The organism is Dactylosporangium sp. NPDC050588, from assembly GCF_040654975.1.
Taxonomy (GTDB): Bacteria; Actinomycetota; Actinomycetes; order Mycobacteriales; family Micromonosporaceae; genus Dactylosporangium; species Dactylosporangium maewongense.
The window spans coordinates 21786-47776 of record NZ_JBFAJA010000031.1 but is presented as its reverse complement, the minus strand read 5'-3'; the positions used below and the strand labels follow the sequence as shown (position 1 = coordinate 47776).

Annotated in this window: 21 protein-coding genes; 11 read left to right on the top strand and 10 right to left on the bottom strand. The window is 70.7% G+C overall.

Going from position 1 to position 25991, the window contains the following annotated elements; all coding sequences use genetic code 11:
* Positions 1 to 26: 26 nt before the first annotated feature.
* Positions 27 to 521: a methyltransferase domain-containing protein gene (locus AB0I21_RS22585; protein WP_360563851.1), complete on the bottom strand. Its 495-nt coding sequence runs from the start codon at positions 519 to 521 to the stop codon at positions 27 to 29.
* A gap of 146 nt (positions 522 to 667) precedes the next feature.
* Between AB0I21_RS22585 and AB0I21_RS22580 the strand changes: the two genes are divergently transcribed.
* Together AB0I21_RS22580 and AB0I21_RS22575 are read left to right on the top strand one after the other, a co-directional pair.
* Positions 668 to 961, top strand: a complete 294-nt coding sequence (locus AB0I21_RS22580; protein WP_360563849.1) for a hypothetical protein — start codon at positions 668 to 670, stop codon at positions 959 to 961.
* Positions 961 to 1596 (top strand): hypothetical protein, encoded by a 636-nt coding sequence (locus tag AB0I21_RS22575; RefSeq protein WP_360563848.1) that lies wholly within the window; start codon positions 961 to 963, stop codon positions 1594 to 1596. The genes AB0I21_RS22580 and AB0I21_RS22575 overlap by 1 nt, the downstream gene beginning before the upstream one ends.
* A gap of 441 nt (positions 1597 to 2037) precedes the next feature.
* Here the strand turns inward: AB0I21_RS22575 and AB0I21_RS22570 are convergent, their stop codons facing one another.
* From AB0I21_RS22570 to AB0I21_RS22560, 3 genes are all read right to left on the bottom strand, one after another.
* Entirely contained in the window at positions 2038 to 2784 is a 747-nt protein-coding gene (locus tag AB0I21_RS22570; RefSeq protein ID WP_360563846.1) for an ABC transporter permease subunit, read from the bottom strand.
* Between the two features lie 124 nt (positions 2785 to 2908).
* Complete coding sequence (locus tag AB0I21_RS22565; RefSeq protein ID WP_360563844.1) at positions 2909 to 4009, bottom strand: tripartite tricarboxylate transporter substrate binding protein; 1101 nt, start codon at positions 4007 to 4009, stop codon at positions 2909 to 2911.
* A 243-nt stretch (positions 4010 to 4252) separates the two neighbouring features.
* A complete protein-coding gene (locus AB0I21_RS22560) occupies positions 4253 to 5215 on the bottom strand; it encodes a LysR family transcriptional regulator (RefSeq protein ID WP_344500445.1) in 963 nt (320 codons plus the stop codon).
* A gap of 125 nt (positions 5216 to 5340) precedes the next feature.
* Between AB0I21_RS22560 and AB0I21_RS22555 the strand changes: the two genes are divergently transcribed.
* From AB0I21_RS22555 to AB0I21_RS22535, 5 genes are all read left to right on the top strand, one after another.
* Positions 5341 to 6342: an ABC transporter permease gene (locus AB0I21_RS22555; protein WP_360563842.1), complete on the top strand. Its 1002-nt coding sequence runs from the start codon at positions 5341 to 5343 to the stop codon at positions 6340 to 6342.
* A gap of 227 nt (positions 6343 to 6569) precedes the next feature.
* On the top strand, positions 6570 to 8324 hold the full coding sequence (locus AB0I21_RS22550) for an ABC transporter substrate-binding protein (protein ID WP_360563840.1): 1755 nt from the start codon (positions 6570 to 6572) through the stop codon (positions 8322 to 8324).
* Positions 8325 to 8399: 75 nt separating this feature from the next.
* Positions 8400 to 9377 carry an ABC transporter permease gene (locus AB0I21_RS22545; protein WP_360563839.1) on the top strand — a complete coding sequence of 326 codons (978 nt, stop codon included), beginning with the start codon at positions 8400 to 8402 and terminating at the stop codon, positions 9375 to 9377.
* Positions 9374 to 10402, top strand: coding sequence for an ABC transporter ATP-binding protein (locus AB0I21_RS22540; RefSeq protein ID WP_360563837.1), 1029 nt, complete (start codon positions 9374 to 9376; stop codon positions 10400 to 10402). The genes AB0I21_RS22545 and AB0I21_RS22540 overlap by 4 nt, the downstream gene beginning before the upstream one ends.
* A gap of 35 nt (positions 10403 to 10437) precedes the next feature.
* Positions 10438 to 11394 (top strand): oligopeptide/dipeptide ABC transporter ATP-binding protein, encoded by a 957-nt coding sequence (locus AB0I21_RS22535; RefSeq protein ID WP_360563946.1) that lies wholly within the window; start codon positions 10438 to 10440, stop codon positions 11392 to 11394.
* Here the strand turns inward: AB0I21_RS22535 and AB0I21_RS22530 are convergent.
* The gene (locus tag AB0I21_RS22530) at positions 11382 to 12098 is read right to left on the bottom strand and encodes a response regulator transcription factor (protein WP_360563835.1); all 717 of its coding nucleotides are present in this window, start codon (positions 12096 to 12098) and stop codon (positions 11382 to 11384) included. The genes AB0I21_RS22535 and AB0I21_RS22530 overlap by 13 nt on opposite strands.
* A gap of 292 nt (positions 12099 to 12390) precedes the next feature.
* On the opposite strand from AB0I21_RS22530, the gene AB0I21_RS22525 reads away from it, so the two are divergent.
* On the top strand, positions 12391 to 14952 hold the full coding sequence (locus AB0I21_RS22525) for a collagenase (RefSeq protein WP_360563834.1): 2562 nt from the start codon (positions 12391 to 12393) through the stop codon (positions 14950 to 14952).
* A 92-nt stretch (positions 14953 to 15044) separates the two neighbouring features.
* Here AB0I21_RS22525 and AB0I21_RS22520 read toward each other — a convergent pair whose 3' ends face one another.
* On the bottom strand, positions 15045 to 16856 hold the full coding sequence (locus tag AB0I21_RS22520; protein ID WP_360563833.1) for an ABC transporter substrate-binding protein: 1812 nt from the start codon (positions 16854 to 16856) through the stop codon (positions 15045 to 15047).
* A 366-nt stretch (positions 16857 to 17222) separates the two neighbouring features.
* On the opposite strand from AB0I21_RS22520, the gene AB0I21_RS22515 reads away from it, so the two are divergent.
* From AB0I21_RS22515 to AB0I21_RS22505, 3 genes are all read left to right on the top strand, one after another.
* Entirely contained in the window at positions 17223 to 18569 is a 1347-nt protein-coding gene (locus AB0I21_RS22515; protein WP_360563832.1) for an aminopeptidase P family protein, read from the top strand.
* Between the two features lie 175 nt (positions 18570 to 18744).
* On the top strand, positions 18745 to 19746 hold the full coding sequence (locus tag AB0I21_RS22510; RefSeq protein ID WP_360563831.1) for a proline racemase family protein: 1002 nt from the start codon (positions 18745 to 18747) through the stop codon (positions 19744 to 19746).
* Positions 19743 to 21107, top strand: a complete 1365-nt coding sequence (locus tag AB0I21_RS22505; RefSeq protein ID WP_360563829.1) for an aldehyde dehydrogenase family protein — start codon at positions 19743 to 19745, stop codon at positions 21105 to 21107. The genes AB0I21_RS22510 and AB0I21_RS22505 overlap by 4 nt, the downstream gene beginning before the upstream one ends.
* Positions 21108 to 21126: 19 nt before the next feature.
* On the opposite strand, the gene AB0I21_RS22500 is transcribed toward AB0I21_RS22505, so the two are convergent.
* From AB0I21_RS22500 to AB0I21_RS22485, 4 genes are all read right to left on the bottom strand, one after another.
* Positions 21127 to 22062: a proline dehydrogenase family protein gene (locus AB0I21_RS22500; RefSeq protein ID WP_360563827.1), complete on the bottom strand. Its 936-nt coding sequence runs from the start codon at positions 22060 to 22062 to the stop codon at positions 21127 to 21129.
* A gap of 88 nt (positions 22063 to 22150) precedes the next feature.
* Positions 22151 to 23302: a helix-turn-helix domain-containing protein gene (locus tag AB0I21_RS22495; RefSeq protein WP_360563825.1), complete on the bottom strand. Its 1152-nt coding sequence runs from the start codon at positions 23300 to 23302 to the stop codon at positions 22151 to 22153.
* Between the two features lie 141 nt (positions 23303 to 23443).
* On the bottom strand, positions 23444 to 25015 hold the full coding sequence (locus tag AB0I21_RS22490; protein ID WP_360563823.1) for a GGDEF domain-containing protein: 1572 nt from the start codon (positions 25013 to 25015) through the stop codon (positions 23444 to 23446).
* A gap of 144 nt (positions 25016 to 25159) precedes the next feature.
* Positions 25160 to 25906: a GntR family transcriptional regulator gene (locus tag AB0I21_RS22485; RefSeq protein WP_360563821.1), complete on the bottom strand. Its 747-nt coding sequence runs from the start codon at positions 25904 to 25906 to the stop codon at positions 25160 to 25162.
* Positions 25907 to 25991: the final 85 nt, after the last annotated feature.

Below are 25991 nucleotides of genomic sequence, written 5' to 3'. Positions count from 1 at the left end.
TGCCCTTCATGACCGACCGCCCCGGTTCAGGTGGGCCGGCGGCAGTGGTAGACCAGCGCCGGCGGAAGGTTCGTCCACACCGTCTGGCTGGTGACGACCTCGTCGAACAGCGATTCGAGCGAGCGCAGCAGGTTGCGGGCCGCTCGGGTGTGGCGTGCGTGCACGTAGGCGAACGTGGTGAACGCGCCCTGCGGCGACAACGCCTCGACCACAGCGGACAGCAGGTCGCGCTGCCGGGCTTCGGTGAACGCCGCCCACGGCAGACCGCTGACCACGACGTCGCTGCGGCCCAGGCCCCGCTGCGCGAGGAAACCGGCGATGCCGGTCGCGTCCGCGTGCACGACGTCGACCGCCGGGTGGGTGGCGGCCAGCTGCCGCGCGAACCGCGCGGTGACCTCGACCGCGATGTGCCGGCCGCGGCCGGCGAGGCGCCGCTGGATGGCCGCGGTGAAGGCGCCGGTGCCCGGACCGAGCTCCACGACGAGCGGGGAACCGGTCCGGGGCACGGCGGTCGTCGCCATCCTGGCCAGTGCGGGACCACTGGGGGTGATCGCGCCGACGGCTGCTCTCCCGCGCCGCCGGCGTCGAGCCCGCCGACTGCCTCGAACGCCTCGAGCCGCTGCACGCCCTCGGCCTCCTCGAGACCAGCCCGGACGACCCGACGTCGGTGCGGTTCGCGCACGACCTGGTCCGCGAGTCGATCGCCGAGACCACGACCCAGCAGCGGGCCGTCCGGCTGCATCTGCGCGTCGCGGACGCGCTCGATCACATCCACGCCGGCGACGAGGCCGTCGCCGAGCGGCTCGGGTACCACCTCTGGGCCGCCACCCCCTCGCCGACCCGGCCCGCACCGCGGAAGCGCTCGCACGGGCCGGCCGCCGCGCCGCGACGAAGCTGGCCTACCTCGCGGCCGACCGGCAGTTGCGGCTGTCCGCGCAGCTCGCGCGGACGGTGGGACTGATGGATCTGGAACTGTCCGCCCTCACGCTGCTGACCGTCGTGGTCAGAAGGCACTCCGGATACGACAGGTCCACCTTCGACCTGCTCGACCGCGCCGAGCACCTGGCCCGCACCCTGGGCCGGGACGCGGAGGCCGCCGACTTCCTCTTCATCCGGATGATGGGTGCCTTCACATCCATGGAGCGGGGCCGCGGGGCGTTGGCACGCCGGATGCACCAGCACGGTCAGGCGTCCACCGATCCGGCCGTACGGGCGTACGGCCGCAACGCCTGGGGCCTGCACCAGTGGGACGCCGGCCACATCGGCGCCGCCTACCGGTCCCTCACGGCCGCCGACAGCGCCCGTCCGGACACCGGGAATGCCGCCGTCGCGCCGGACCACGACACCCCGCTCCGGCGCGACGGCAGCATCCCGGGTGAGGGACCCGGCTGGCGGGCCGTGATGACCGCCCTGCACGGAGACGTCGCGACGGCCCTGTCCTTCGTCGACACCTGGTACCGGCCAGGCGACCCGTACGCCTTGACCGTCTGGGCCTACTACACCGCCATGATCGCCTCCATGGCCGGTGACCGGCCATGGCGAAACGGGCGTGCGAGCGGTGGTCCGAAGCCGGTCTCGACCGCCTCCGCACCCTGACCGACGAGTACATCCGCCAGTACCGGTGCTGGGCGCGCGCCCTCACCGGCGACGACCCGGCCGCCGCCGCGGCCGAGGCCGAACAGCTTCTCGTCGCCGGCCTGCTCAACCCCCCCACAGTGGGGCATCGCCTACCACTACGGGCTGATCGCCGAGATGTGGCTGGCCGCCGGGAGGCACGAGGATGCCGCCGTCGCTCTGAAGCGGGCCGATCAGGCCGTCCGGGACCACGGCCAGCGGTACGCCGAGGGGCTGATTCTGCTGATGCGGGCACGTCTGCTGCAGGCTCGCGGCGAGCCGGCGACCGCGGTCCGGGCCGCGACCGAATCAGCCCGGACCCGGTCGGCCGAGTGCGAGGCCCACCTCTTCGCGGAGCGGGCCACGAGACTCCTGCAAAACCCCGACCGGAGCTTGACGGAAGGGTGACCGCGCACCGGGCGCTCAGTGTGCCCCGCGGCGCCACCGCTCGATGCTGCTCAGGAGAACCTTGCCGGCGACCGCGATCACGGTGATCACGATCATCCCGGCGAGGACGCCGGTCGCGTCGAACGTCGCCTCCCCGTAGCGAACCAGCAGTCCCAGCCCCTGCCGGCCGCCGATGAACTCCGCCATGACCGCCCCGATCCAGGCGAGTTCGGCGGCCGAGCGCAGCCCGGCGACGATGCGCGTGGCGACGAGCGGCACGATCACCGTGGTGATCCGGGCGACGGCGCCCACCCCGAACAGCTCGGCCTCCTGGAGCATTCGCGCGTCGACGTCGCGGATGCCACTGAACGTGGCGAAGAACGTCGCGAAGAAGACCATGGCGATGACGGTCGCCACCTTCGAGGATGTGCCGAGCTCGAACCAGATGAACAGCAGGGTGACCAGGACGATGCTGGGAACGATGTTGGCGGCCCTGATCAACGGGCCGAAGAAGTCCGAGAGCGTGCGACTGGCGCCGACCAGGACGCCGCACGAAACCCCGGCGATCGCACCCACGCCGAAGCCGACGGCGGACTCCGACAGGGACGTCAAGATCTGCTTCCAGACGGAGCCGATCGGCGTGCCGACGGTGAACCACTCCACCAGGCGCTGCCAAACCGCAGCAGGTGTGCTGTAGAGGTAGGAGTCGAGCCAGTACATCCCGGCCAGCTGCCAGGCGGCGATCGCCATGGTCAAGGCGGCGAGTTGTGCCGATCGATTCACGACGCGACGACGTCGCGCCTGCCGGACAAGGTTTGCCCTGGCCGCCGCCACGCTTCCGGGCGCGATGGTCTGCCGTCGACGCGCCGCCCGCATGCTGCTGATCATGAAGGCACTCCCTCAGCGCTCATCCGAGTCCCAGTTCTCGTAGCACCTTGACGACACGGTCGTTCTCACTCGCCACGAACGCGGCGAACTCGTCGCCGGCGATGAAGGCATCGGTCCAGCCCTTCGTGGCCAGCGCGACCTTCCACTCCGGCGAGTTGTGCATGTCCGTCACGAGGTCGACCAGCCGTTGCCGCTGCGCGGCGGTCAGACCAGACGTGGCAACGAGTCCTCGCCAGTTCGCGAAGACCAGGTCCACGCCCAACTCCTTGAGCGTCGGTGCGTCAAGGCCGCCGGTCCGCCGGGCCCCGGTCACCGCGAGGATCTTCACCTCACCGACCTTGGCCTGCTCGGCGACCTCGCCGATGCCGGTGGCCGCGAAGGCCACCTCGTTGCCGAGCACCGCGGCCAGGAGTTCAGCGCCGCCGCCGAAGCTGACGAACTTGACGCTCGTCGGCGCCACGCCGACCGCCTGTGCCAGCAGCATGGGCATCAAGTGATCCGGCCCGCCGGGCGCCGACGCGCCGCCGACGGGAACCCCTGCGGGGTTCGCCTTCCAGGCCGTCACGAGATCCTGCAGGGTGTCGTACGGCGAATCCTTCGGCACCACCACCGCTTCCATCTCTTCGATGAGTCGCGCAACAGGCAGGGTGTCCATCAGGGTCACCTGCGACCTGTTGGTGTGGACGGCGCCGACGACGCCGAGCCCCATCTGCATGAGCAGGTGCTCGTCGCTCCCGTCGTCGACGACGCGCCGCAGCCCTGTCGTGCCACCGGCGCCGGCGACGTTGAAGACCGTGACGTCCCGTGCCAGACCGGCGTCCTGCATGACTTTCGCCGCCGTCCGTGCCGTGGTGTCGTAGCCGCTGCCCGGGCTGTTCGGCACCAGAATCCTCAACCCGTCGACCGGCCGGCGGGCAGCGCCGGGGGTGCCGTCGCCGACGCTTGCGTCGCATGCCGACGTGATCACGGGGACAAGTGCCAGGACCGTGGCTGCCGCGACCCGGAGCCATCTCCGTTCGCCCAACTGATGTCCTTCCAGGTACAGCATCGGCGCAACGTGCGGTCGGGGTGGAGGCGGATCGCCGTGCATGGGTCGCATGCGGGGCGTTCCGACGCGCATCGGAGTCTCACCGTGGTCGCGGGTGTGAGGTCATCACCGGCGGCATAATGTTTGGCTATGGGTGTCGACGTGCGGCACCCGCGCACGATCAGACCGTCGACGTGGGGCGCCGGGTCGCCGGGACCGTCACCGAGGTCGCCCAGGCGGCCGAGCTGACCAGGACAGGCACGACGAGGCCAGCCCAGAGCAGGGCAAGCCTCGCCGCGATGTCCGGCAGCCTCCGTGGGCGCGGACGGGTGCGTCCTACTGCTGCAGGATCGGGTGTGTCTGGGGGTTGGCCTTCCACCAGCGCTCGAAGGCCGGATTGTTCGGCACGTGATCGAGGAATGCGTGGGTGACCGCGCGGTAGAGCTGTTCGCATTCGGTGTGGCTGAACGCGTCGCGGCGCCAGATGACGAGGAGACGGGCGATCTGCGGCTCGCCGCGCAGGGGTAGGACGGCGGTGCCGGGCGGCTGGGGCCAGGTGGGGTCGACCAGCCGGACGCCGTTGCCGGAGCGGACCAAGGGCTGGCCGGCGCCGCTGGGAGCGTCGTAGCGGATGTCGGGCTCGAACCCGGCCGCGCGGCACGCCCGCCGCAGCGACGTGAGCGAGCCGTCGTCCGGACCGGGCGGCCCGACCCACCGCTCGTCACGCAGATCGGCCAGATCGACGCTGTCCTGCCCGGCGAGACGGTGGGACGCGGACAACGCGATGAAAATCGGATACCGGGGGATCAGGGTCCGGTTGGCCAGCATCCCACCGAGCGGAATGTCGAACCCCTCCATGATCCCGATCAGGGCGGCGTCGAGCTGCCCATGCGTGACGGCGTCCACGAGCAGCCGCGACGACGGCTCGATCCGCAACGCGACCTCGGTGTCCGGAAACGCCTCCTTGACCCGGTCGACCAGGCTCGCGGCACACGCCAGATGCACCGTGCCGAACCGGACGAACCCCGGCGCCCGGTGCGGCTCACGGAAGTCGTCGACAAACGCGTCGACCTCGTTCAGCACCACCCGCGCCCGACTCAGGACCCGCCGGCCGAGCTCGGTCGGCTCCACGCCCGCACGGCTCCGCACGAACAGCACCCCACCGAGCAACTCCTCGATCCGGTGCAACTGCGCGGTCAACGCCGGTTGGGACAGATTCAGCTGCGCCGCCGCGGCGGTCACACTACCCGCCTCGGCGATGACGCAGATCGCGCGCAGGTGCCGCACGTCAATGCCCATAGCGAAACATTATGCCGCCGACGATGACCCCACACCGGCAACCGCTGTGAGACTCCGACACGCACCACACCGGACACCCCGGCACACAAACCCGCCTCCATCCCCGACCGTAAAGGGCGCCGCGAATGGACCCGATCGTCGTGGCCGCCGAAGGACCGCACCCCGGTCCATCAACCGACCGGCCCAGCACCGCCACCACCGCGGCGGCGGGCCGGTCACCCACCCGGATGGCACTCGGCCGGCTCCGTCGCGACCGGGTCGCGATGGTATGCGTCGGGATCGTCGTGCTGTTCGTGGCCGTCGCCGTCTTCGCGCCGGTGCTGGCGGCGTTGGAAGGCCAGAGTCCCACCGCGCTGCATCAGGACCTCATCGATGACTACGGCTTCCCGACCGTCGGGCCGAGCGCCGAGCACTGGTTCGGCGTCGAACCCCGTCTGGGCCGGGACCTGTTCGCCCGTTGGGTTTACGGCGCCCGGCCCTCGCTGCTGGTCGCCGGGGCGGCAACGCTCGTGGCCACGGTCGTCGGTCTGATCGCGGGCATGCTCGCCGGCTTCGTCGGCGGCTGGCTGGATCGGATCGTGTCCTGGCTCATCGATCTTGTGCTGAGCCTGCCGTACCTGCTCTTCGCCATCGCCACCCCGGCGGTGCTGCTGTCCGTGACCGGTGGTGCGGAGGCGCCGCCACAACAGGTCGCCAGGGTTCGCTTCATCTCCCTGATCGTCGTGTTGTCGTTCTTCGGCTGGGCCGGGCTTGCGCGGCTGGTGCGCGGGCAGGTGCTGTCGTTGCGCGAGCTCGACTTCGTCGCCGCCGCGGCGGTCCTCGGCCTGCCGACCCGCACGGTGCTGTTGCGGGAGCTGCTGCCCAATCTCGTGGCGCCGGTCGTGGTGTCGGCGTCGCTCTCGCTGCCCGGCTACATCGTCGCGGAGGCCGGTCTGACCTTTCTCGGGGTCGGGCTCACCGAGCCCACGCCGTCGTGGGGCGTCACCGTCGCGGCGGCCCAGAACTACTACCGCGCCGATCCGCTGTACCTCTGGCTGCCCGTGCTCGGCATCACCACGCTCGTGCTCACCCTGAGCCTGCTCGGCGACGCCGTCCGGGACGCCTTCGACCCGAAGACGCACCGCTGACCGCAGGCAGAACCTGCAGGCGCACCGCTGACCGCAGGCGCACCGCTGACCGCACGCAGAACCCGCAGGCGCACCGCTGACCGCAGGCAGAACCTGCAGGCGCACCGCTGACCGCAGGCGCACCGCTGACCGTACGCAGAACCCGCAGGCGCGCTGATCGCACACATCCCGCAGAACCCGCGGGTGCACCGCCGACCGCACACATCCCGCAGAAATCGAGGCATTGCATGAAGCACGTCAGATCGGTCGTGGTGGTGGCCGCCGTGATGGCCGCCGCGGCCACCGGTTGCGGCAGCCCGTCGTCGAAGCGGACCTCCGCGGACGACGGCAGGTCGACCATCGCCACCGACAAGGTCATCATGGACCGCGACGCCAAGGGACCCGCGAAGGATGCCCCCGGGGCCCGCAAGGGCGGCACGATCACCGTGTACTCCCAGCCGACACCCAACACCTTCGACCCGACCGACACGTACTACGTCGACGCCAACGAGATCGACAAGCTGGTCTTCCGTACCCCCACCCAGTTCGACATCCGCCCGAACGGCGACGCGGTGCTCGTCTCCGATCTCACCGATCTCGGCACCGTGTCGGCCGACAAGCTCACCTGGACCTTCCGGTTCCAGCGCGGAATCAAGTACGCCGACGGCAGCGAGGTCAAGGTCGAGGACCTCGCATACGCCATCAAGCGGTCCTTCGCGCACGACGTGTACCCCAATGGGCCGACCTACCACATGACCTACTTCAAGGACGGCGACCCGGCGAAGCCCGGTGCGTACAAGGGCCCGTACACCAGCGGCGACACGTACGCCGGCGTCGAGACCCCCGACCCGGGCACGCTCGTCATCCATCTCGCGCAGCCGTTCCCGGACCTGCCGTTCTACATGAGCTACCCGCTGTTCACGCCGATTCCCAAGGCGAAGGACACCCGCCAGGACTACAAGAACAAGCCGATGGCGACCGGGCCGTACGAGTTCGACAGCTACACCCCCGGGGCGCAGCTCAAGCTCAAGCGCAACCCGAACTGGGACGCGAACACCGACCCGGCCCGGCACCAGTACGTCGACGGCTGGGACTTCAAGTTCGGCGAGCAGGACGTCAAGACCCAACAGCAGGTGCTCAACAGCAACGGCGCCGACGCCAACGCGCTGAACTACCAGAACATCGATGCCTCGCTGGTGCCGCAGCTGACCGGTCCCAAGGCCGGCCAGCTGCTGCGGGGAGCCAGCCCCTGCCACCAGATGACCCAGCTGGACTCGCGCAAGATCCCGCTCGAGGTCCGCAAGGCGATCGCCGTCGCCTACCCGTACGACCAACTGTGGAAGGCCTCCGGGTTCAACGACTACGGTCAGCAGGCATCCAGCACCATCATGCCGCCGAGCGTCCCCGGCTACCGTGCCTACCAGCCGCTGCCGGGCCTGTCCGGCAAGGGCGCCGGCGACCCCGCCGCGGCGAAGAAGATGCTCACCGACGCCGGCAAGCTCAACTTCGAGGTGAGCTGGTACTACGACAACACCAAGCCGCTGACCCAGCAGACCACGCAGATCCTGTCCGACGCGCTGACCGCTGCCGGGTTCACCGCCAAGCCGATCGGCGTCTCCACCGCCGAACTGCGCGGTAAGGTCGGCGACTACAACGCCCCGACGAACCTCGGCGCCTCGCCGGCCGGCTGGTGCTCCGACTGGCCCTCCGGCAGCAGCTGGTTCCCGGTGCTGTTCCAGACGCACAGCATCGCCGACGGCCAGAGCATCGGCATGCTCACCGACAAGGACCTCGACGCCCGGATCAACGCGATCGCCGCGCTCCCGCCGGACGAAGCGGTCGGCAAGTGGGCGGACCTGGACCGGGAGATCATGAGCCGCTACGTCGTGCTCCCGCGGTACTACTACAAGGTCGCCGTCGTGATCGGCACCAACATCGGCGGTGCGCTCGTCGACTCCACCATGGGCATGCCGAACTACAAGAGCATGTTCCTCAAGGGCTGACCGCCACCCGATCCCGGGCCCGGTCAGGCGTTCAACTCGTCGGGCCGGGCCTGGCAGCCACCCAGGCAGGACACCGTGCTGTTGTACATCCTCAAGCGGCTCGTCAGCGCCGTCTGTGTCATCGTGGCCACCCTCGTGGTGAGCTTCGCCCTGTTCTTCGTCGCGCCAACCGACCCGGCCGCCGCGATCTGCGGAAACCGCTGCACGCCGCAGCGGGTCGCCGAGATCACGCACAGTCTCAGCCTTGACAGACCGGTCGCGGTGCAGTTCCGTGACTACGTCGCGGGCATCGCCGCCGGCCGGGACTTCATGATCGGCGGTACCGTCGTGCACTGCTCGGCGCCGTGTCTGGGCTACTCGTACACGCTCGGGCAGCCCGTGACGACCCTGCTCGCCCAGGCCGTGCCCGTGACGCTGTCGATCGTCGTCGGTGCGGCCGTCGTGTACCTGAGCGTCGGCGTGCTCGCCGGGACGTATGCCGCGCGCCGTCGCGGCACATTCATCGATCGCGCCACCGTCGGAGTCACGCTGACGGTGAGCTCGGTGCCCTACTTCGTGGTCGCGTTGATCGTCGCCCTGTACGCGACCGCACTGCCGCGCTCGGCCTACCACGCGCTGCTGGACGATCCGCTCGCCTGGGCCAGCGGGCTCAGCGCCGCGTGGCTCACGCTCGGGCTCGCCAACGCCGCCGCGTACACCCGCTACTCCCGCGCCGCGATGGTCGACATCCTGAGCGAGGACTACCTGCGGACCGCCCGGGCGAAGGGCGCCTCGCCGCGCCGGGTCGTCTACCGGCACGGCCTGCGAGCCGCGCTCACGCCGGTCGCCACGATCTTCGGCCTGGATCTGGCGCTGCAGCTGACCGGTGCGATCTTCACCGAGAGCATCTTCGGGCTGCCCGGGCTCGGCGTGCTCACGCTGCGCGCCTTCAATCAGTTCGACCTGCCGGTGCTCATGGGCGGGGTCCTGGTCGGCGCCGTGGTGCTGGTCGCCATGAACCTCCTGGTCGACCTCCTGTACACGGTGCTCGACCCGAGGGTGCGGCTGGCATGACCGATCCGTTCGTTCAAGTGCGGGACCTGACCGTGCGGTTCCCGGTCGCCGGCAGCATGGTCCGCGCCGTCCAAGGCCTCAGTTACGACGTGGAGCTCGGCCGCACGCTGGCCATCGTGGGCGAGTCCGGCTCCGGCAAAAGCGCCTCCAGCCTGGCCCTGCTCGGGCTGCATGACCGGCGGCGCAGCATCATCACCGGCTCGGTCAGGATCGGCGGTCGCGAGTTCATCGGCATGCCGGAAGAGCAGCTGCGCCACCACCGCGGCAACACCGCCGCGATGATCTTTCAAGATCCGCGAGCCAGCCTCCATCCGTACCTCACGGTCGGCTACCAGATCGCGGAGGCCTATCGGCTGCACCACCGCACGACCCGGCGGGCCGCCCGCGCGCACGCCGTCGACATGCTCGGCCGGGTCGGGATCGCCAACCCGGCCCGGCGCGCCGGCGACTTTCCTCATGAGTTCTCCGGTGGCATGTGCCAGCGCGTCATGATCGCCATGGCACTGGTCAACGATCCGAAGCTCCTCATCGCCGATGAACCGACCACGGCGCTGGACGTCACCGTCCAGGCGCAGATCCTCGGGCTCATCGCGGGCCTGCGCGACGAGTTCGGTTCGGCGGTCATCCTCATCACCCACGACCTCGGTGTCGTCACCGATGTGTGTGACGACGTCCTGGTCATGTACGCGGGCCGCAGCGTCGAGCACGGACCTGTGCGCAGCGTCCTGGGCAGCCCGACCCATCCGTACACCTGGGGCCTGCTGGAAAGCCTGCCCTCGCTGTCCGGACCGGCGGGTGGCCGGCTGCACCCGATCCCGGGCGCGCCGCCGGACCCGCTGGAGGCGCTGCCCGGCTGCCCGTTCCATGCGCGGTGCGAATATCCCGCGCGGGTCGCCGGCGACCGTTGCCGCACGGTGCTGCCCGACCTCGCCGTTCGCGCCGGTGACGGCGCCCATCGTTCCCGCTGCCATCTCGCCGCTCCCGCCGCGGTCTTCGCCGGCGAGATCGCGCCCCGCCTGATCTGAGCGCTCGAAAGGTTGACACCGTGCCCGACGTACCGTTGCTCGAGGTCCGAGACCTCGTCAAACAGTTCAGTGCGCGACCCGGCGGCCGACGTACGGTCACAGCGGTGGACGGTGTCGCGTTCGACCTGCGTCCAGGCGAGACGCTCGGCCTGGTCGGCGAGTCGGGCAGCGGCAAGTCGACCATCGGCAAGCTCGTGACCCGGCTGCTCCGCCCGGATCGCGGCGAGATCCGGCTCGCCGGGCGCGACATCTCGACGCTGTCCGGGCGGGCCATGCGCCCGTTCCGGCGCGACGTCCAGCTGGTCTTCCAGGATCCGTACTCCTCGCTCAACCCGCGCCACACGGTCGGCGACATCCTCGGCACGGCGCTGCGGGTCCACGACACGGTGCCCAGGTCGCAGGTCGCGCATCGGATCGGGGAACTGCTCGGTCAGGTCGGTCTCGACCCGGCCCACGCCGGCCGCTACCCGCACGAGTTCTCCGGCGGGCAACGGCAGCGCATCGGCATCGCCCGCGCGCTCGCGGTCGGGCCGCGGCTCATCGTCGCCGACGAGCCGGTGTCGGCGCTCGACGTGTCGATCCAGGCGCAGGTGATGAACCTGCTGGAGGACCTGCGCGCCGAGCTCGGCCTGGCGTTCCTGTTCATCTCCCACGATCTCGCCGTGGTGCGGCACTTCTGCGACCGGGTCGCCGTGCTGTACATGGGCCGGATCGTGGAGATCGGCACCCGCGAGCAGATCTACGCCGACCCGCGGCATCCGTACACGCAGACTCTCATGGCCGCGGTCCCGGACATCGCCAGGTTGCGCGGGGGGAGCCCGCGACGCATCCGGGTCCCGTCGGCGTCCCCGGTCGCCGCGGAGTCGGGCGCGCAGCGGTCGGGATGCCGGTTCCGGGCGCGCTGCCCGGTGGCCGCACCGGTGTGCGCCGAGTCGGAGCCGGCGCTCACACTTCGTGCCGGCGGGCACCGGGCGGCCTGTCACATCCGGTGATGCTGGACCCCGCGGTCGGCGGCGTGCAGTGACACGCCCTTGCCGCGGACCGTATGCAGGTAGCGCACCGGCGCCGCCGGCTCACCGAGCTTGGCGCGCAGCCGGTGCACCAGCACGTCGATGCCGTTGATCGACGTCGTCCCGCCGCGGCCGAGCCGGGTTCGCAGGACGGTGCGGGACACCACGCGTCCGGGATGCTCGGCGAGGCACGCCAGGAGGTCGAACTCGCTGCGGGTGACGGCGACCGGCACGCCGTGCAGTGACACCCGGCGCTCAGCGACGTCCACCCGCAGGGCGCCGACGACACAGGGCGCCGGCGGCGGCGCGGCCGGCACCCGGCGCAGCAACGCGCCGACCTTCGCGTCCACCACCGCCGGCTGAGCCGGCTTGGGCAGGTAGCCGTCCGCGCCACCGCGCAGGGCCTGGAGCACCTGCTCCTCGGGACAGTCCGCCGTGTGCAGCATGACCGGCCGGCGGGATCCGAGGCACATCAACCGCAGCAGCAGCAATCCGTCCACCGTCGGCAGGAACGGATCGATGAGCACCACGTCGGGCCGCTGGTGGGTGTGGCAGGTGAGGTCGGCCAGCACCCGGCCGGCCGCGTGCAGCGACACGTCCGACACGACGTGTCCGTACTGGGCCAGCCCACTGGCCAGGGCCCGCCGGTATGCGGAGTCCTCGTCGATGAGCAGGAGGTTCGCCACGTTAGCCATCCGAGGTCGGGGTCCGAACGTCCGCAGAATTTCACGTCGGAGGCCTCGATCCCCATAGCCGGCACCATAGCGTCCACTGATCGCAGCGGCTCGCCCCGCGGCTCGGCCGGCGCCGTAAAGGTTGCCGAAAGCTGGCGCCCCGCCGAACCTGACTGTCCCATGTGGACCGGTTGTCGCCGATCTCCCGCGCTGGTTAGCGTCCAGCGCCGAGCAACACATCGAAGCATGTAATCACGTGTCCTGTGGTCCGTGCTTCGGCTCGCCAAACCCCCAAGGAGATCGCATGACCACAAGCCAGCTCCGGCGAAGAATCGCCCGGCTGTCCGGCGCCGCACTGCTGCTCGCTCTCGCGGGCGGACTGACGGCGGTGCCGGCGGCGGCGGGCCCCGCCTCACCTTCCGGTGCGGCGGCCGCCTCGGCGAGCACGACCAAGGCACCGCCCGCCGCGGCCGACCTCGCCACCACCGACCGGCACCTCGACAGGCAGGCGCAGCCGGTGAACCGCCGGGCGCCGCAACCGGCCGCGAACACGGCCACCCGGACCGACTACGACCGGCCGGCCGCCACCGTCCGCCAGGCCCGCCCGTCGGACCGCGCTTCGCTCGCGGCGGCCGCCTGCAACACCTCCGACTTCACCAGCCGGACCGGATCCGCGCTGGTGAGCCAGATCAAGTCGTCGTCGGTGGACTGCATCAACAGCCTGTTCAGCCTCTCCGGCAGCGACGCGTACAACGCCTTCCGTGAGGCGCAGATGGCCAGCGTCGCGTACGCGGTGCGGGACGGCGCATCCAGCTACCCGGGCAACTCCAGCACGGGGATGCCGCAGCTGGTGCTCTACCTGCGCGCCGGCTACTACGTGCAGTGGTACGACACCTCTGTCGGCACCTACGGCACATCACTGCAGACGGCGATCCGGTCCGGCCTGGACGCGTTCTTCGCCGGCTCGCGCGCCTGGGACGTCACCGACGCCAACGGCGAAACCCTCGCCGAGGCGGTCACGCTGATCGACAGCGCCCAGGAGAACGCACGGTACCTGTACGTCGTGAACCGGCTCCTGACCGGCTACAACTCGTCGTACAACGCGTCGTGGTACATGCTCAGCGCCGTCAACAACGTCTACACGGTGCTCTTCCGGGGCCACCAGGTGCCCGCGTTCGTCACCGCGGTGCAGTCCGACCGCACCGTGCTGAACAACCTGTACAACTTCGCGTCGGGCCACCTCGACCTGCTCGGCACCGACAACGCCTACCTCACCTCCAACGCGGGCCGGGAACTCGGCCGGTTCCTGCAGGAGACCGCGCTGCAGCCCACCGTCCGGCCGCTGGCCGGCGGGCTGCTGTCCAGCAGCAGCATGACCGGCCGCACCGCGCCGCTGTGGGTCGGCGTGGCCGAGATGACGCAGTACTACGACGCGGCGAACTGCAGCTACTACAACACCTGCAACCTCTCCGCCCGGCTGTCCAGCTCGGTGCTGCCGATCAACTACACCTGCAGCGCGTCGATCAGGATCGTCGCGCAGAGCATGACCTCGTCCGAGCTCAGCCAGTCGTGCAGCAGCCTGTTGTCGCAGGACGCGTACTTCCACAGCGTGGTCGCCGACAGCGGGCCCGTCGCCGGCGACGTGAACTCGGACATCGAGGTCGTGGTGTTCGACTCCAGCACCGACTACCAGACCTACGCCGGCGCGATCTACGGCATCGACACCAACAATGGCGGCATGTACCTGGAGGGCACCCCGTCCGACCCCAACAACCAGGCGCGGTTCATCGCCTACGAGGCCGAGTGGGTCCGGCCCGTGTTCCAGATCTGGAACCTCAACCACGAGTACACGCACTTCCTCGACGGCCGCTTCGACATGTACGGCGACTTCAACGCCAACGTCACCACGCCGACCATCTGGTGGATCGAGGGCTTCGCCGAGTACATCTCGTACTCGTACCGCAACGTGGCCTACACCTCCGCGCAGACGCAGGCCGGCTACCACACCTACACGTTGCGTACGCTGTTCGACACCACCTATAGCAATGACCAGACCCGCATCTACAACTGGGGTTACCTGGCCGTCCGGTACATGCTCCAGTCGCACCGCGCCGAGACGATGACCCTCCTCGGCTACTACCGAACCGGTGCGTACACCACCGCCCGCACCTACCTGACCAGCAGCATCGGCAGCCGGTACGACGCCGACTTCGACGCGTGGCTGACCCGCTGCGCCGCCGGCGACTGCGGCGGCAGCACCACCCCGCCCACCAACAAGCCGCCCACGGCCTCGTTCACCGTCGCCACCAGCGGACTCACCGCCACGTTCACCGACCGCTCCACCGACAGCGACGGCAGCATCGCGTCGCGCCAGTGGACCTTCGGTGACGGCAGCACCTCCACCGCCGCCAACCCGAGCAAGACCTACACCGCGGCCGGCACGTACTCGGTCACCCTGAAGGTCACCGACAACCAGGGCGCCACCGCCACGACGACCCAGTCGGTCTCCGTGTCCACCGGCGGCGGCACCACGCTGCCGGAGTGCACCGGCTCCGACACGCGTGTCCTCGACCGCAACTGCCAGCGCTCGGCGCGGTCGGCGACCGCCGGCAACTACAACTACCTGTACATGTACCTGCCGTCCGGCGTCACGACCCTCACCATCGCCGCCAGCGGCGGGACGGGCAACTGCGACCTGTACTACAGCCCGACCAGCTGGGCGACGACCACCAACTACTCCCGATCGTCCACCGGCAGCACCAACGCCGAAACACTGACCATCACCAACCCGCCCGCCGGCTACAACTACATCAGCCTGTACGGCCGGACCGCCTGCTCCGGCGTCACCGTCAGCACCCGGTACTGACCGGCATCCCGCAACGAGGCTCCCCGCGCCGCACCCGGCGCGGGGAGCCGCACTGCGTGGCGGGTGTCGGCCCCCCGCCGTGACCCTCCGGCTCAGGCGAGGTACAGCGCGCACAGATCCGGCTGGCCGAACTGCGGGTGGATGAACCCGTTGCGGACGTTCGCGCCGGCCATCCGCAACGCCTTGATGTAGAACACAGGGATGCTGACGGCCTGGGCCTGGATCGCCTCGTCCAACGCGCCCCACAACCGGTACTGCCGCTCCAGGTTCGACTCGGCCAGCGCCTCGTCGATCATGGCGTTGATCTGCGGGTCGTTGAAGTTGGCGTAGTCGGTGTTGCCCGTGGAGCCGTCCCTCGGCACGTTCCGGCCGTCGAATTGCGGCGGGATCACCGCCGAGCCGTTCGGCCAGTCCGGCACCCAGCCGGCCCACATCATGTCGTTGCCGTTGGCGGGGTCACCGATACCGGTCGAGTAGTACGACTGGGACGGGTACGGCCTACGGACCACCTCGACACCGATGCGCTGATACGACTCCACCACCGTGCTGATCGCCCGCGCGACGTCGCTGGAGTTCGGATACGCCAACCGGATACGCGCCGGGCACGGCCGGCCGGTCGCCGCCGCCTGCTGGAGCAACCGCAGCGCACGCTCCGGGTCGCCGTCCGGATTCGCCGCCGAACCGTAGAGATCGAACGCCCGGTGCGACTTCAACTGCGGCGCCAGCATGGTCGTCGCGAACTCCCCGACGACGAAGCCACCCAGCGAGGCCCGCAGCCGCCGCTTGTTCAACGCGTAGGTGAGCGCCTGCCGGCAGGCGAGGCCCGGCAGGGTGCGGGTGTTGAGCGCGAAGTACCGCACCCCGCCGGTGCTGCCGATGACCGCCCGGCCGGCCAGCACCGGATCGTTGATGATCTGCTGGACGAAGTTCGGCGCGGCGTCCCGGTCGATCGCGATCGTGTCCGCCCACGCGCCGTCGCTGTCGATGAGGTTCGCGGTCACCGCCGTGGTGTCGTTGCGCCAGGTGATCACCACGCGATCCGGGTGCGCGCCGCGAACGGTGTCGGTGCCGCGGTGCCAGAACGGATTGCGGGTGAGCACCAGCTCCTGCGCCGTCGACGACTCGATCTTGTACGGTCCGTTGGAGTAGGGCCGCCGGTCGTAGGCCTCCCCGGTGTCCTTCGTGGCGGGCACCGGCGCGAACACCGACAGCGCGACGGCGTAGCCGAAGTCGCCGACGGGCTGCTTGAGGTGGAAGCGGATGCTCTGCGGCGTCAGGCATTCGACGGAGCGCAGGCCCGCGCTGTCGCCGCCGGTCGTGAACGGGCCGGTGTACGGCTTCGGATTCGGTTGCAGGTACTGGCCGGGATACTTCGCCCCGTCGTCGAACTGCGGTGCGAAGCTGCGCTGGATGCCGTACTTCACGTCGGCGCACGTCACCGGGGTGCCGTCCTCCCACCGCACGTCGTCCTTGAGCGTGAAGTCCCAGACCTGATTGCGCTCGCTCGGCCGGCCCGCATCCGTGGCCAGGTCGCCGACGACCTCGCTCGCGGCCGCCCCCGGCACCGACCTGAACGTCGTCAGCGTCCGGGTGAGCAGCCGGCTCACGTTGGCCTCGGTGACGGCGTACACCCGTTGTGGGTCGAGGTGCGCCAGCGCCCCACCGATCACCACGTGCAGGGTTCCGCCGTCGTGGGGCACGAGCTCCCGCCCGCCGCCGTCCTGGCACGCGCCGAGCGCGAGCGCTGCGACGAGCACGAAACCGATCCCGGGCCGGGTCGTGCCGCCGGTCGGCGGCCGGCCGGCCGTGAACGGCGTGCCCGGCGGCGGGTCGGTTCGTGTTCGGACCGGTGCTGGTAGGACCGGCGGGATGGTTGCCGACAGGTTCGGGTGCGGCAGCTGCATGGCGACCCCTCGATTGGACCGGGCCGATGCGGCCCGCGTGGGATTAGCCCCCGTGCAGCGTGCGATGTTATCTGTAACATATTACAGTGTCCATGCTCGGGGCCCGGCTCGGTGACACGTGGACGCGACCGGAGGCCGAACCGGTGCGACCGCGCGCTGCCATAGCGAACTTCTATGCCTCGGCTGATGAGTCGCCCGGCACCGGCGGTGCGACTCTGGCTGCACGCCTGCCGCGTCAGCCGCGTCTCGGACCAGCGGAGCGCAGGCCGTCCAGCGCCACCGACCCCGTAGAAGGACCTCGTGACACAGCCGCCGCTGCGTACCGGCAGCCATGACCTAGCCGTCAGCCGAACATTGGCCGAGTTCATGCGAACCGGCTGGGCGGACACCGAGCGGGCCGACCTACCGGCCGACCCGGTCGTGCCGTTCACCCGCGCACGTCGGGAGCGGCTCCACGCCCAGTTCGCCGGCCATCGCCTCCTCGTGCCCGCCGGCGGTGACCTGCGCCGCAGCAACGACACCGACTTCCGGTTCCGCCCGCACTCCAACTACACCTGGCTCACCGGCGATCAGACCTCCGACGGGGTCCTGGTCATCTCGCCGGACGGGTCCGCCACGCTGTTCCTGCGCCCGCGCAGCGACCGTAAGGACGACGAGTTCTACCGCGACCGTCGCTACGGCGAGCTGTGGAACGGCCGGCGTCCCACGCTGCTGGAAACCGCGCGGCGCTGCGACATCCCCACCCGGCACATCACCGAGCTGGAGCACGAGCTGCGGTTGTCCGCGCCGACACTCGTCCTGCGCGACGTCGATCCGCGCGTCGACCGGCTCGTCCCGGCGGACGACAGCGGCGCCGACGCCGAGTTCGCCGCGGCGCTGGACGAGCTGCGCCTGATCAAGGACGACTGGGAGATCGCGCAGCTGGAGCACGCGGTCGCCGCGACCACCCGCGGGTTCGAAGACGTGGTCCGGGCCTTGCCACAGGCACGCGACACGTCGGAGCGATACCTGGAAGGCGTCTTCTGGACACGGGCGCGCGTGGAGGGCAACGACGTCGGATACCACTCGATCGTCGCGGCCGGCGCCCACGCGACGACCCTGCACTGGACCAGCAACGACGGCCCGGTTCGCGACGGCGACCTGCTGCTGCTCGACGCGGGTGTCGAGACCCGGACGCTGTACACCGCCGACATCACGCGGGTCCTGCCGATCTCGGGACGGTTCACCCCGCTGCAACGCGACCTGTACGAGCTGTGCCGGCGGGCCAACGATGTGGCCTTGTCCTGCCTGCGCCCCGGCGCACCGTTCCGCGCCTTCCACCGGGCGGGCATGGCGGTGCTGGCCCAGGGCCTGGAAGACCTCGGGGTCCTGCCGTGCACGGCCGCCGAGGCGCTCGAGGAGGAGTCCGGCGTCTACCGCCGGTGGACCCTGTGCGGATCCGGACACATGCTCGGCCTGGACGTCCACGACTGTGCGCTGGCACCCGCCGACCGGTACCTCGACGGGGTGCTCGAACCGGGGCACGTCCTGACCGTCGAACCGGGCCTGTACTTCCAGCCTGACGACGAGCTCATCCCGGTCGAACTGCGGGGCCTGGGATTCCGTATCGAGGAGGACATCCTCATCACCTCCGACGGTCACCGGGTCCTGTCGGCCGACCTGCCGCGCACCGCGGCGGATGTCGAGTCGTGGATGCACCGCACAGCCGCCTGACGCACGGGCGTCCGCCGAGACCTTTCCGTGGGGTGGGGCCGTTGCCCCCTGTCCGGGTGCCTGGACAGGGGGCAACGGTTTGCGGTGACCGCCGTGCGGGCCCACGGACGAACCGACCAGCCACCGACGACCCCCAGCACCGTCACGACCGAACCAGCGCCGCGGAGGCCACCCGATGCGTTCCAGACACATGTTCCACGCCGTCGACTCGCACACCGAAGGCATGCCGACCCGGGTGATCACCGGGGGAGTCGGTCTGATTCCCGGCAACAGCATGGCCGAGCGCCGCCGGTACGTGATCGAACACCTCGACCACGTGCGGACCCTGCTGATGTTCGAGCCACGCGGCCACGCCGCGATGAGCGGCGCGATCCTGCAACCGCCGATCCGCCCGGACGCGGACTGGGGCGTGGTGTACATCGAGGTGTCCGGCTGCCTGCCGATGTGCGGGCACGGCACGATCGGCGTCGCGACCGTCCTGGTCGAGACCGGCATGGTGCCGGTGGTGGAACCGGTCACCACGATCCGCCTCGACACCCCCGCCGGCCTCGTCGTCGTCGACGTGCACGTCCGGGACGGCGCCGCCACCGCCGTCACCCTCACCAACGTGCCGGCATATCTGGACGCGGCGGACCTGACCGTCACCGTCGGCGGGTTCGGCGACGTCCGCTACGACATGGCGTACGGCGGCAACTTCTACGCGATCCTGCCGCTGGAGCGGTTGGGACTGCCCTTCGAACGCGGCGCCGCCGGCAGCATCATCGAGGCCGGGCTGGCGGTCATGGCGGCGGTCAACGAGCAGCGCAAACCCGTCCACCCCGAGGATCCGGGCATCGCCGGCTGCCGGCACGTCTACCTCGCCGCGCCGGGTTCGGACGCCAAACGGTCGCGGCACGCGATGGTGATCCATCCAGGCTGGTTCGACCGGTCCCCGTGCGGCACCGGCACCAGCGCGCGCATGGCCCAGCTGCACGCCCGCGGCGAGCTGCCGCTGGACGCCGAGTTCCGCAACGAGTCGTTCATCGGCAGCGAGTTCACCGGACGGCTCGTCGCGGCGACGACCGTGGCCGGCCGGCCCGCGGTCGTCCCGGCGATCACCGGCCGCGCCTGGATCACCGCGACCGCGCAGTACCTGCTCGACCCGACCGATCCGTTCCCGAAGGGCTTCCTGCTGTGAGATCCGTGCAGAGCCGATCACCACAACAACCGGACGACATCGTCGTCACCGTTCCCGCCGCCGGAATGGGCGGCGTCGTCGCCGCCGTCGAGCGGGCCCGCCTGGCGCAGCGCGAATGGGGCGGATGCCGGGCCGGCGAACGCGCGGCCGCGCTCACCGAGGCGGCCGGACGGGTGCACGCGGCCCGTGACGAGCTCATCGCGCTCGCCGTCCGGGAGGTCGGCAAACCGGTCACCGAGGCGACCGCCGAAGTGGACCGGACCGTGGCGATCCTGCGGTACTACGCGCAACAGGTCTACGACCCGGCGGGTGCCGTCCACGAGCCGACCGGGACGGGGCTGCTGTACACCCGCCGCCGCCCGCTCGGGGTCGCCGGGCTCATCACGCCGTGGAACTTCCCGTTCGCCATCCCCCTGTGGAAGGCCGCGCCCGCGCTCGCCGCGGGCAACGCGGTGGTGCTGAAACCCGCGCCGCAGGCGACCGCGTGCGCCATGCGGCTGTTCGAACTGCTGGCCGGCCCACTGCCGGACGGGCTCGTCGAGGTGGTCCCCGGGCATGCGAGCGAAGGCCAGGTGTTGACCTCCACCACCGATGTGGTGTCGTTCACCGGCTCGGTGCAGGCCGGCACGGTGGTGGCGGCGCGCGCGGTCACCACCGGCGTCCCGGTGCAGGCGGAGATGGGCGGGCACAACCCGGCGATCGTCCTGCCGGACGCCGACCTCGACCGGGCCGCCCGGCACATCGTGGCCGCGGCCTACGGCTATGCGGGACAGAAGTGCACGGCCACGCGCCGGATCATCGGCGTCGGCGCGGCGAGCGAGCCACTGCGTGAGGCGCTGCTCATGGCGATCGACGAGCTGCCGTGCGGGGATCCCGGCGACCCCAAGACCGTGTGCGGCCCGGTGATCGACGACGCGGCCCGCGGCCGCATGCTCGCCGCGGCCCGTGAGGCCCGCCAGTCGGGAGGCACCGTGCTGGCGGGCGGCACCGCATCGGACAACCTGGTCGCGCCGATCCTCGTCGGCGGCCTCTCCGAAGGCCATGCGCTGGCGCGGCACGAGACGTTCGGACCGTTCTGCCTGCTGCAGACCGCTGCGGATGTGCCGACCGCGGTGGCGATGGCCAACAGTGGTGCGTACGGGCTCGTGAGCGCGGTCTACACCGCCGACCTGGGACACGCGCTGCGACTCGTGGAGGAGCTGGGGACCGGGCTGGTGAAGGTGAACGCGCCGAGCACCGGCGTCGACTTCCATCTGCCGTTCGGAGGCGTCAAGGCCTCCAGCTACGGTCCGCCGGAGCAGGGCAAGGCGGCGATGGACTTCTACACCACGGTGCGGACGGTGACGGTCCAGCCCGGCTGACCCGGTCCGCGTACGGGTGTCATCGGTGCGCGCCGGGCAGCAGGGAACGCGTCAGGAGCAGGAGGTTGGCGGGCCGTTCGGCGAGGCGGCGCATGAAGTAGCCGTACCAGTCGTCGCCGTACGGCAGGTACACCCGCATCCGGTTGCCGGCCTGCGCGAGCCGCAGCTGCTCCTGTGAGCGGACGCCGTACAGCATCTGGAACTCGTACCCGTCCGACGGCACGGACAGCTCACCGGTCAGCGCCGAGGCGTGGGCGATCAGCGCCGGATCGTGCGTGGCGACCATCGGATAGGCGCCGGCGCGCAGCAGCGTCTCCAGGCACGCACGGTACGCCGCATCGACCTCGCGTGCGTTACGGACGAGCACCGAGGCGGGTTCGGCGTACGCGCCCTTCACCAGGCGCACCCGGCTGCCCGGATACGCGAGATCCCGGCAGTCGGCCGCGGTGCGCCGCAGGTAGGTCTGCACCGCCACGCCGACCCAGGGGAACTGCAGGCGCAGCCGGCCGACCAGCGACAAGGTGGTGTCCACGGTGGTGTGGTCCTCCATGTCGAAGGTGACCGTCGTGCCGGCGGCGGCCGCGGCGGCGCAGACATCATGGGCGTACTCGTCCGCGTACCGGCTACCGTCGCCGGGGACCGCGGCGCCGAGCGCCGACAGCTTCACCGACACCTCCGCCGCCGCGGCGAGACCGGCACCGTGCAGCGCTGCCAGCAGCGCTGTGTAGGCGTCGCGGGTCGCACGCGCCTGCTGCGCTGTGCGGGTGTCCTCCCCGAGGTGGTCGATCGTCACGGTGAGGCCGGCCCGGACCAGGCGGTCTGCCACCGGGACGACCTGCTGCTCGTCTTCGCCGGCGACGAACCGGTCGACCAGCCGCCGGGTGAGGCGGAAGCGCGACACCGCCGTGCGGGTGCGCGGGCTACGGGATGCGGCGAGCAACAGCTGGTTCGGCATGAGCTCACCGTAGGTTCGTCCTGGCACTCGGGCTATCGCCGGCTGTCGAACGGTGCCGGGCATGCTTTCGACAATTGTCGAACGACGGTCAGGCCATGCCGGCGAGCCGCGCCATGTGCAGGCTCGTGTGGATGGTGAGCCGATCGTCGCCGTCGCGAAGGGACAGCTGCGACAACTGTTCGATCTTGCGAAGCCGGTAGTAGACGGTCCCGCGGTGCACGTGGAGCGCGGCGCAGGTGCGACGGATGTCGCCGGCCTCGACGAGGTAGGTGCGCAGCGTCTCGACGAGGGTGGCGTCGGCGAGGACCGGCAGCAGCCGCGGTTCGATCGCCTGCTGGAGCGCTTGGACGGGCAGCAGTGTGAGCACCCGCAGCGCCCCCAGCCGCGGCCAGTCGGCGATCGGGCGGTGTTCGGGCATCGACCGGGCCACCCGCAGCGCGCACCGCGCCTGCCGGTAGCTGTCCGCCGCACCGGCGAGCGTCGGATGCACGCCGCCGACCCCGGCGACCCAGCCGGCAACGCCGCCCGCGGCGAGGACATCCAGTGCGCGTCCGGCAGTGCGGTGCGGGTCCTCCGCGGCCGCCGCGAGGGAGAGCAGCACGACGGCGTCGTCGTGGACGGCCCGCAGCACCTTCCGGTCCAGCCCCCGCGGCGCGTCCAGCGCCTCGGTGACCGCCGTCTGGTCCATCGGCTGCGCCGCCGGATCGACAGCCGCGGCCACCGTCACCGCCACGCGCCGAGCGGACCAGCCCTGGTCCTCGAAGAAGCGGATCGACTCCTGGCGGCTCGGCTCGTGCTCGCCGACGAGGTCGCGCAGCCGGTCCGCGACGAGCTGCTGCCGGTGCGCGTCACGATTGAGGAGGCGGCCGAGCCGCTCGGCGGCCGCGACGATCCGATCGAGGACGGCCGGGTGCGCGGCGGTGCCGTCGTCGAGAAACCACAGGAAGCCCACCGTGCGCCCGTTGCTGCGGACCGGCACGACCAGCCGGGCCATCGTGTCGCGGGACGGGTCGGCCGGGATGTGTACCGGTCCCATGGCGGTGCGCACGTTGAAGGTGTCCAGATACCGGCGGATCTCGGCCGACGTGGTCCGGGTCAGCAGCGTCTCGCGCCGGATCCAGTCGACCTCGCCGCGGTGCGGGCCGAAGGTGAGGGAGTTGAAGTTGGTGTCGGTGAGCTGCACGGCGAGCCCGGCCGCCGCCGCCAGGTCGTCGACCAGCTCGTCGATCTCGTCGTGCACAGCGCCCCTCGATGTCATCGCGGAGACGCCGCGGCCGAGGCCCGACACCACGGACCCGACGCTGCTACGGGCCCGTGCGAGCGGACCGGCGTCCCGGCGCCCACTGTATCGGCGTCCCGGCGCGACGCCGCAGGACGGACGCTACAGCGCCGCGGTCTGTGACAGCTCGTGACCCGCGTCTGCCGCGGCCGCCGCGGCGGCGCTGCGCCGGGAGCGCTTGCGGCTGTACATCCGCTCGTCGGCATGGTGCATCAACGCGGAGGTGGTGGTGCCGTCGTCCGGGGCGATCGCGATGCCGATGCTCGCACCGACACGTGCCTGCCGCCCGGCGACGACGACCGGTTCGGCGACGCGCCGGCAGATGTCGTCGACGATGTCATCGATGGCCGCGGGGGAGGCGACGTCGCGCAGCAGCACGCAGAACTCGTCGCCGCCGAGCCGGGCGATCGTGTTCGGGGCCTGGACGATCTCGGCGAGGCGGGTGGCTGTCTCCTGCAGCAGGGTGTCGCCCACGTCGTGCCCCAGCGTGTCGTTGACCGCCTTGAACCCGTCCAGGTCCACGAAGAGGATCGCGACCGACTCGCCCTCCCGCCGTCGGGTCAAGGCGTCGTCGGCCCGCTCCAGGAAGAGCGCCCGGTTGGGCAGCTGCGTCAGCGCGTCATGCATGGCCCGCCAGCGCATGGTGGCGATGAGATCGATGGCCCGCAGCGCCGCGGACGAGGTCGCGGCGAGGGCGGCCAGCGCCTGCTCGTCCTCGGCGCGGAACCGTTCGTTGGTGGTGCGTGGTTCGGCGAGCAGCCGCAGCGGTGTGTCGTCCGGCTGGTGGACGACCGCGCAGATCTCGCCCTTGGCGGCCGGCCTGTCGGTGTACACGGCGTGCCTGGAGCGCAGCATGCGTGCCGCGTAGTCGAGCGTGGCGTGCTGGATCGCGGCCGGGTCCGTGCACCGTTGCAGGTGCAGCACGGCGTCTGAGAGCACCGTGCTGCGGATGTTGGCCAGCTGTGAGCGGACCAGCGCACGGGAGATCACCATCAGCATCCCGATCGGCACGATGAGCAGCGGCGTGGCGGCCGGCGCGTCGCGGAAGATCGCGACCGTCAGACACGCCAGCGCGCCCTGCGCGCACCCGACCAGGAACTCGACACCGACGCTCGCGGTGAACAGCGCCACCGCGTTGCGGCCGCGAGCGAAGTAGGCGGTCACGGCGACGACGGCGAGCGTGCCGGTCTCACCGAGCACGCCCAGCACCAGCGTGCTGGCAAGGAGCTGCGGAAAGCCGCTCAGCCACAGCTCCACGAGCGGCTTGACCGCGATGACACCTGCCCACACCGCCGTCGCGGCGGTGAGGTGAGCCACCCTGACCATGGTGTTCATGGACAGCGTCCAGCACGCGACGATCATCCCGACGGCGACGCACTGCACGGCGACGCTGAACGGCACGATGTGCGCCACGACGACATACACAGTGGTGTCGAGCAGCATCGTCACCTCGGCGCGCAGGCCGGACATCACCAGAGGCGATCTGGCGAGCACGGCGATCGCGAGGGCGGTCAACGCGACAGCGGCCGCGTCCATCTGCAGCACGTGCGGCCGGCCGACCTTCTCGGCCCATTGCGTCCCGGACAGGGCCAGGACCGCGACACCGATGACGGCTGACACTGCGGTGAAGGCGCGAAACGCTGTTCGTTGCTCCGGGGGCTGCACCGCGCTCATCGGATCACCTCATCCGCTTCGTGGCCTTCCTGCCGCACCGGGAGCTCAGGGCTACACGGCGATCAGCTCATCGGCGGGGTCCGGCCGCACATGAGCGCCCACCCGATCCGATCCCCGCCCGGCGTCGCGTGTCGTATGGCGACGTCAGCTCGGAGCAGCGGCGGCCGGATGGGTGGTTTCGGGGCGATCCGCCCAGATTCCGCGGACATGCCGCAGGTGGCCGCGGATGTGTTTCACGATCGCACGTTCGTTCTTGCCGCGCAGCAGCTCCACCAGTTGCAGATGTTCGTTCGCCGAGTCGATCAGCGTGCCCTCGTTCAGCAGCGTGCCGAGACCGTAGAGCCGGCTGCGGTTGCGCAGGTCCGCGACCAGCGCGGTCAGTCGCGCGTTGCCGGCGAAGCCGAGCAACGTCAGGTGGAACGCGGTGTCGGCCTCGATGTATCCGACGACGTCTGACCTTTGCGCGGCCGCGACGATGCTGCTTGCCAGCGACTGCAGGTTTCCGAGCTGTTCGTCGGTGAGCCGGCCGGCCAGTCCCGCGACGGTCGGCACCTCGAGCAGTTCGCGGATCTGGGTGATCTCGTCCAGCTCCTCGTCGGAGACGGAGTTGACCCGGAAGCCCTTGTTCTTGGCGATGGAGATCAGGTCTTCCTTCGCCAGGTCGAGGATCGCCTCGCGCACCGGTGTGGGGGACACGCCGAACTCGCTCGCCAGCGTGGGTGCGGAGTACAGCACGTCCGGGCGCAGCCGCCCGGCGATGATGGCGGCCCGGAGCGCTTGCGCGATGTCCTCTCGGAGGCTGCGACGGTGACCCATGACCGGTAGGCCGAGGTTGGCGTGTCCGCCCGCCTCCGATGGATCTCCCGGATTCATCTGCTTGCCACCTTCCACCCTCGATGTGCTCGGTGTCCTGGCATTTTCGCCTACTCCCGGCGCGGTGGACATGCGGGGTGGGGCAAACGAGGCTCACGGATAT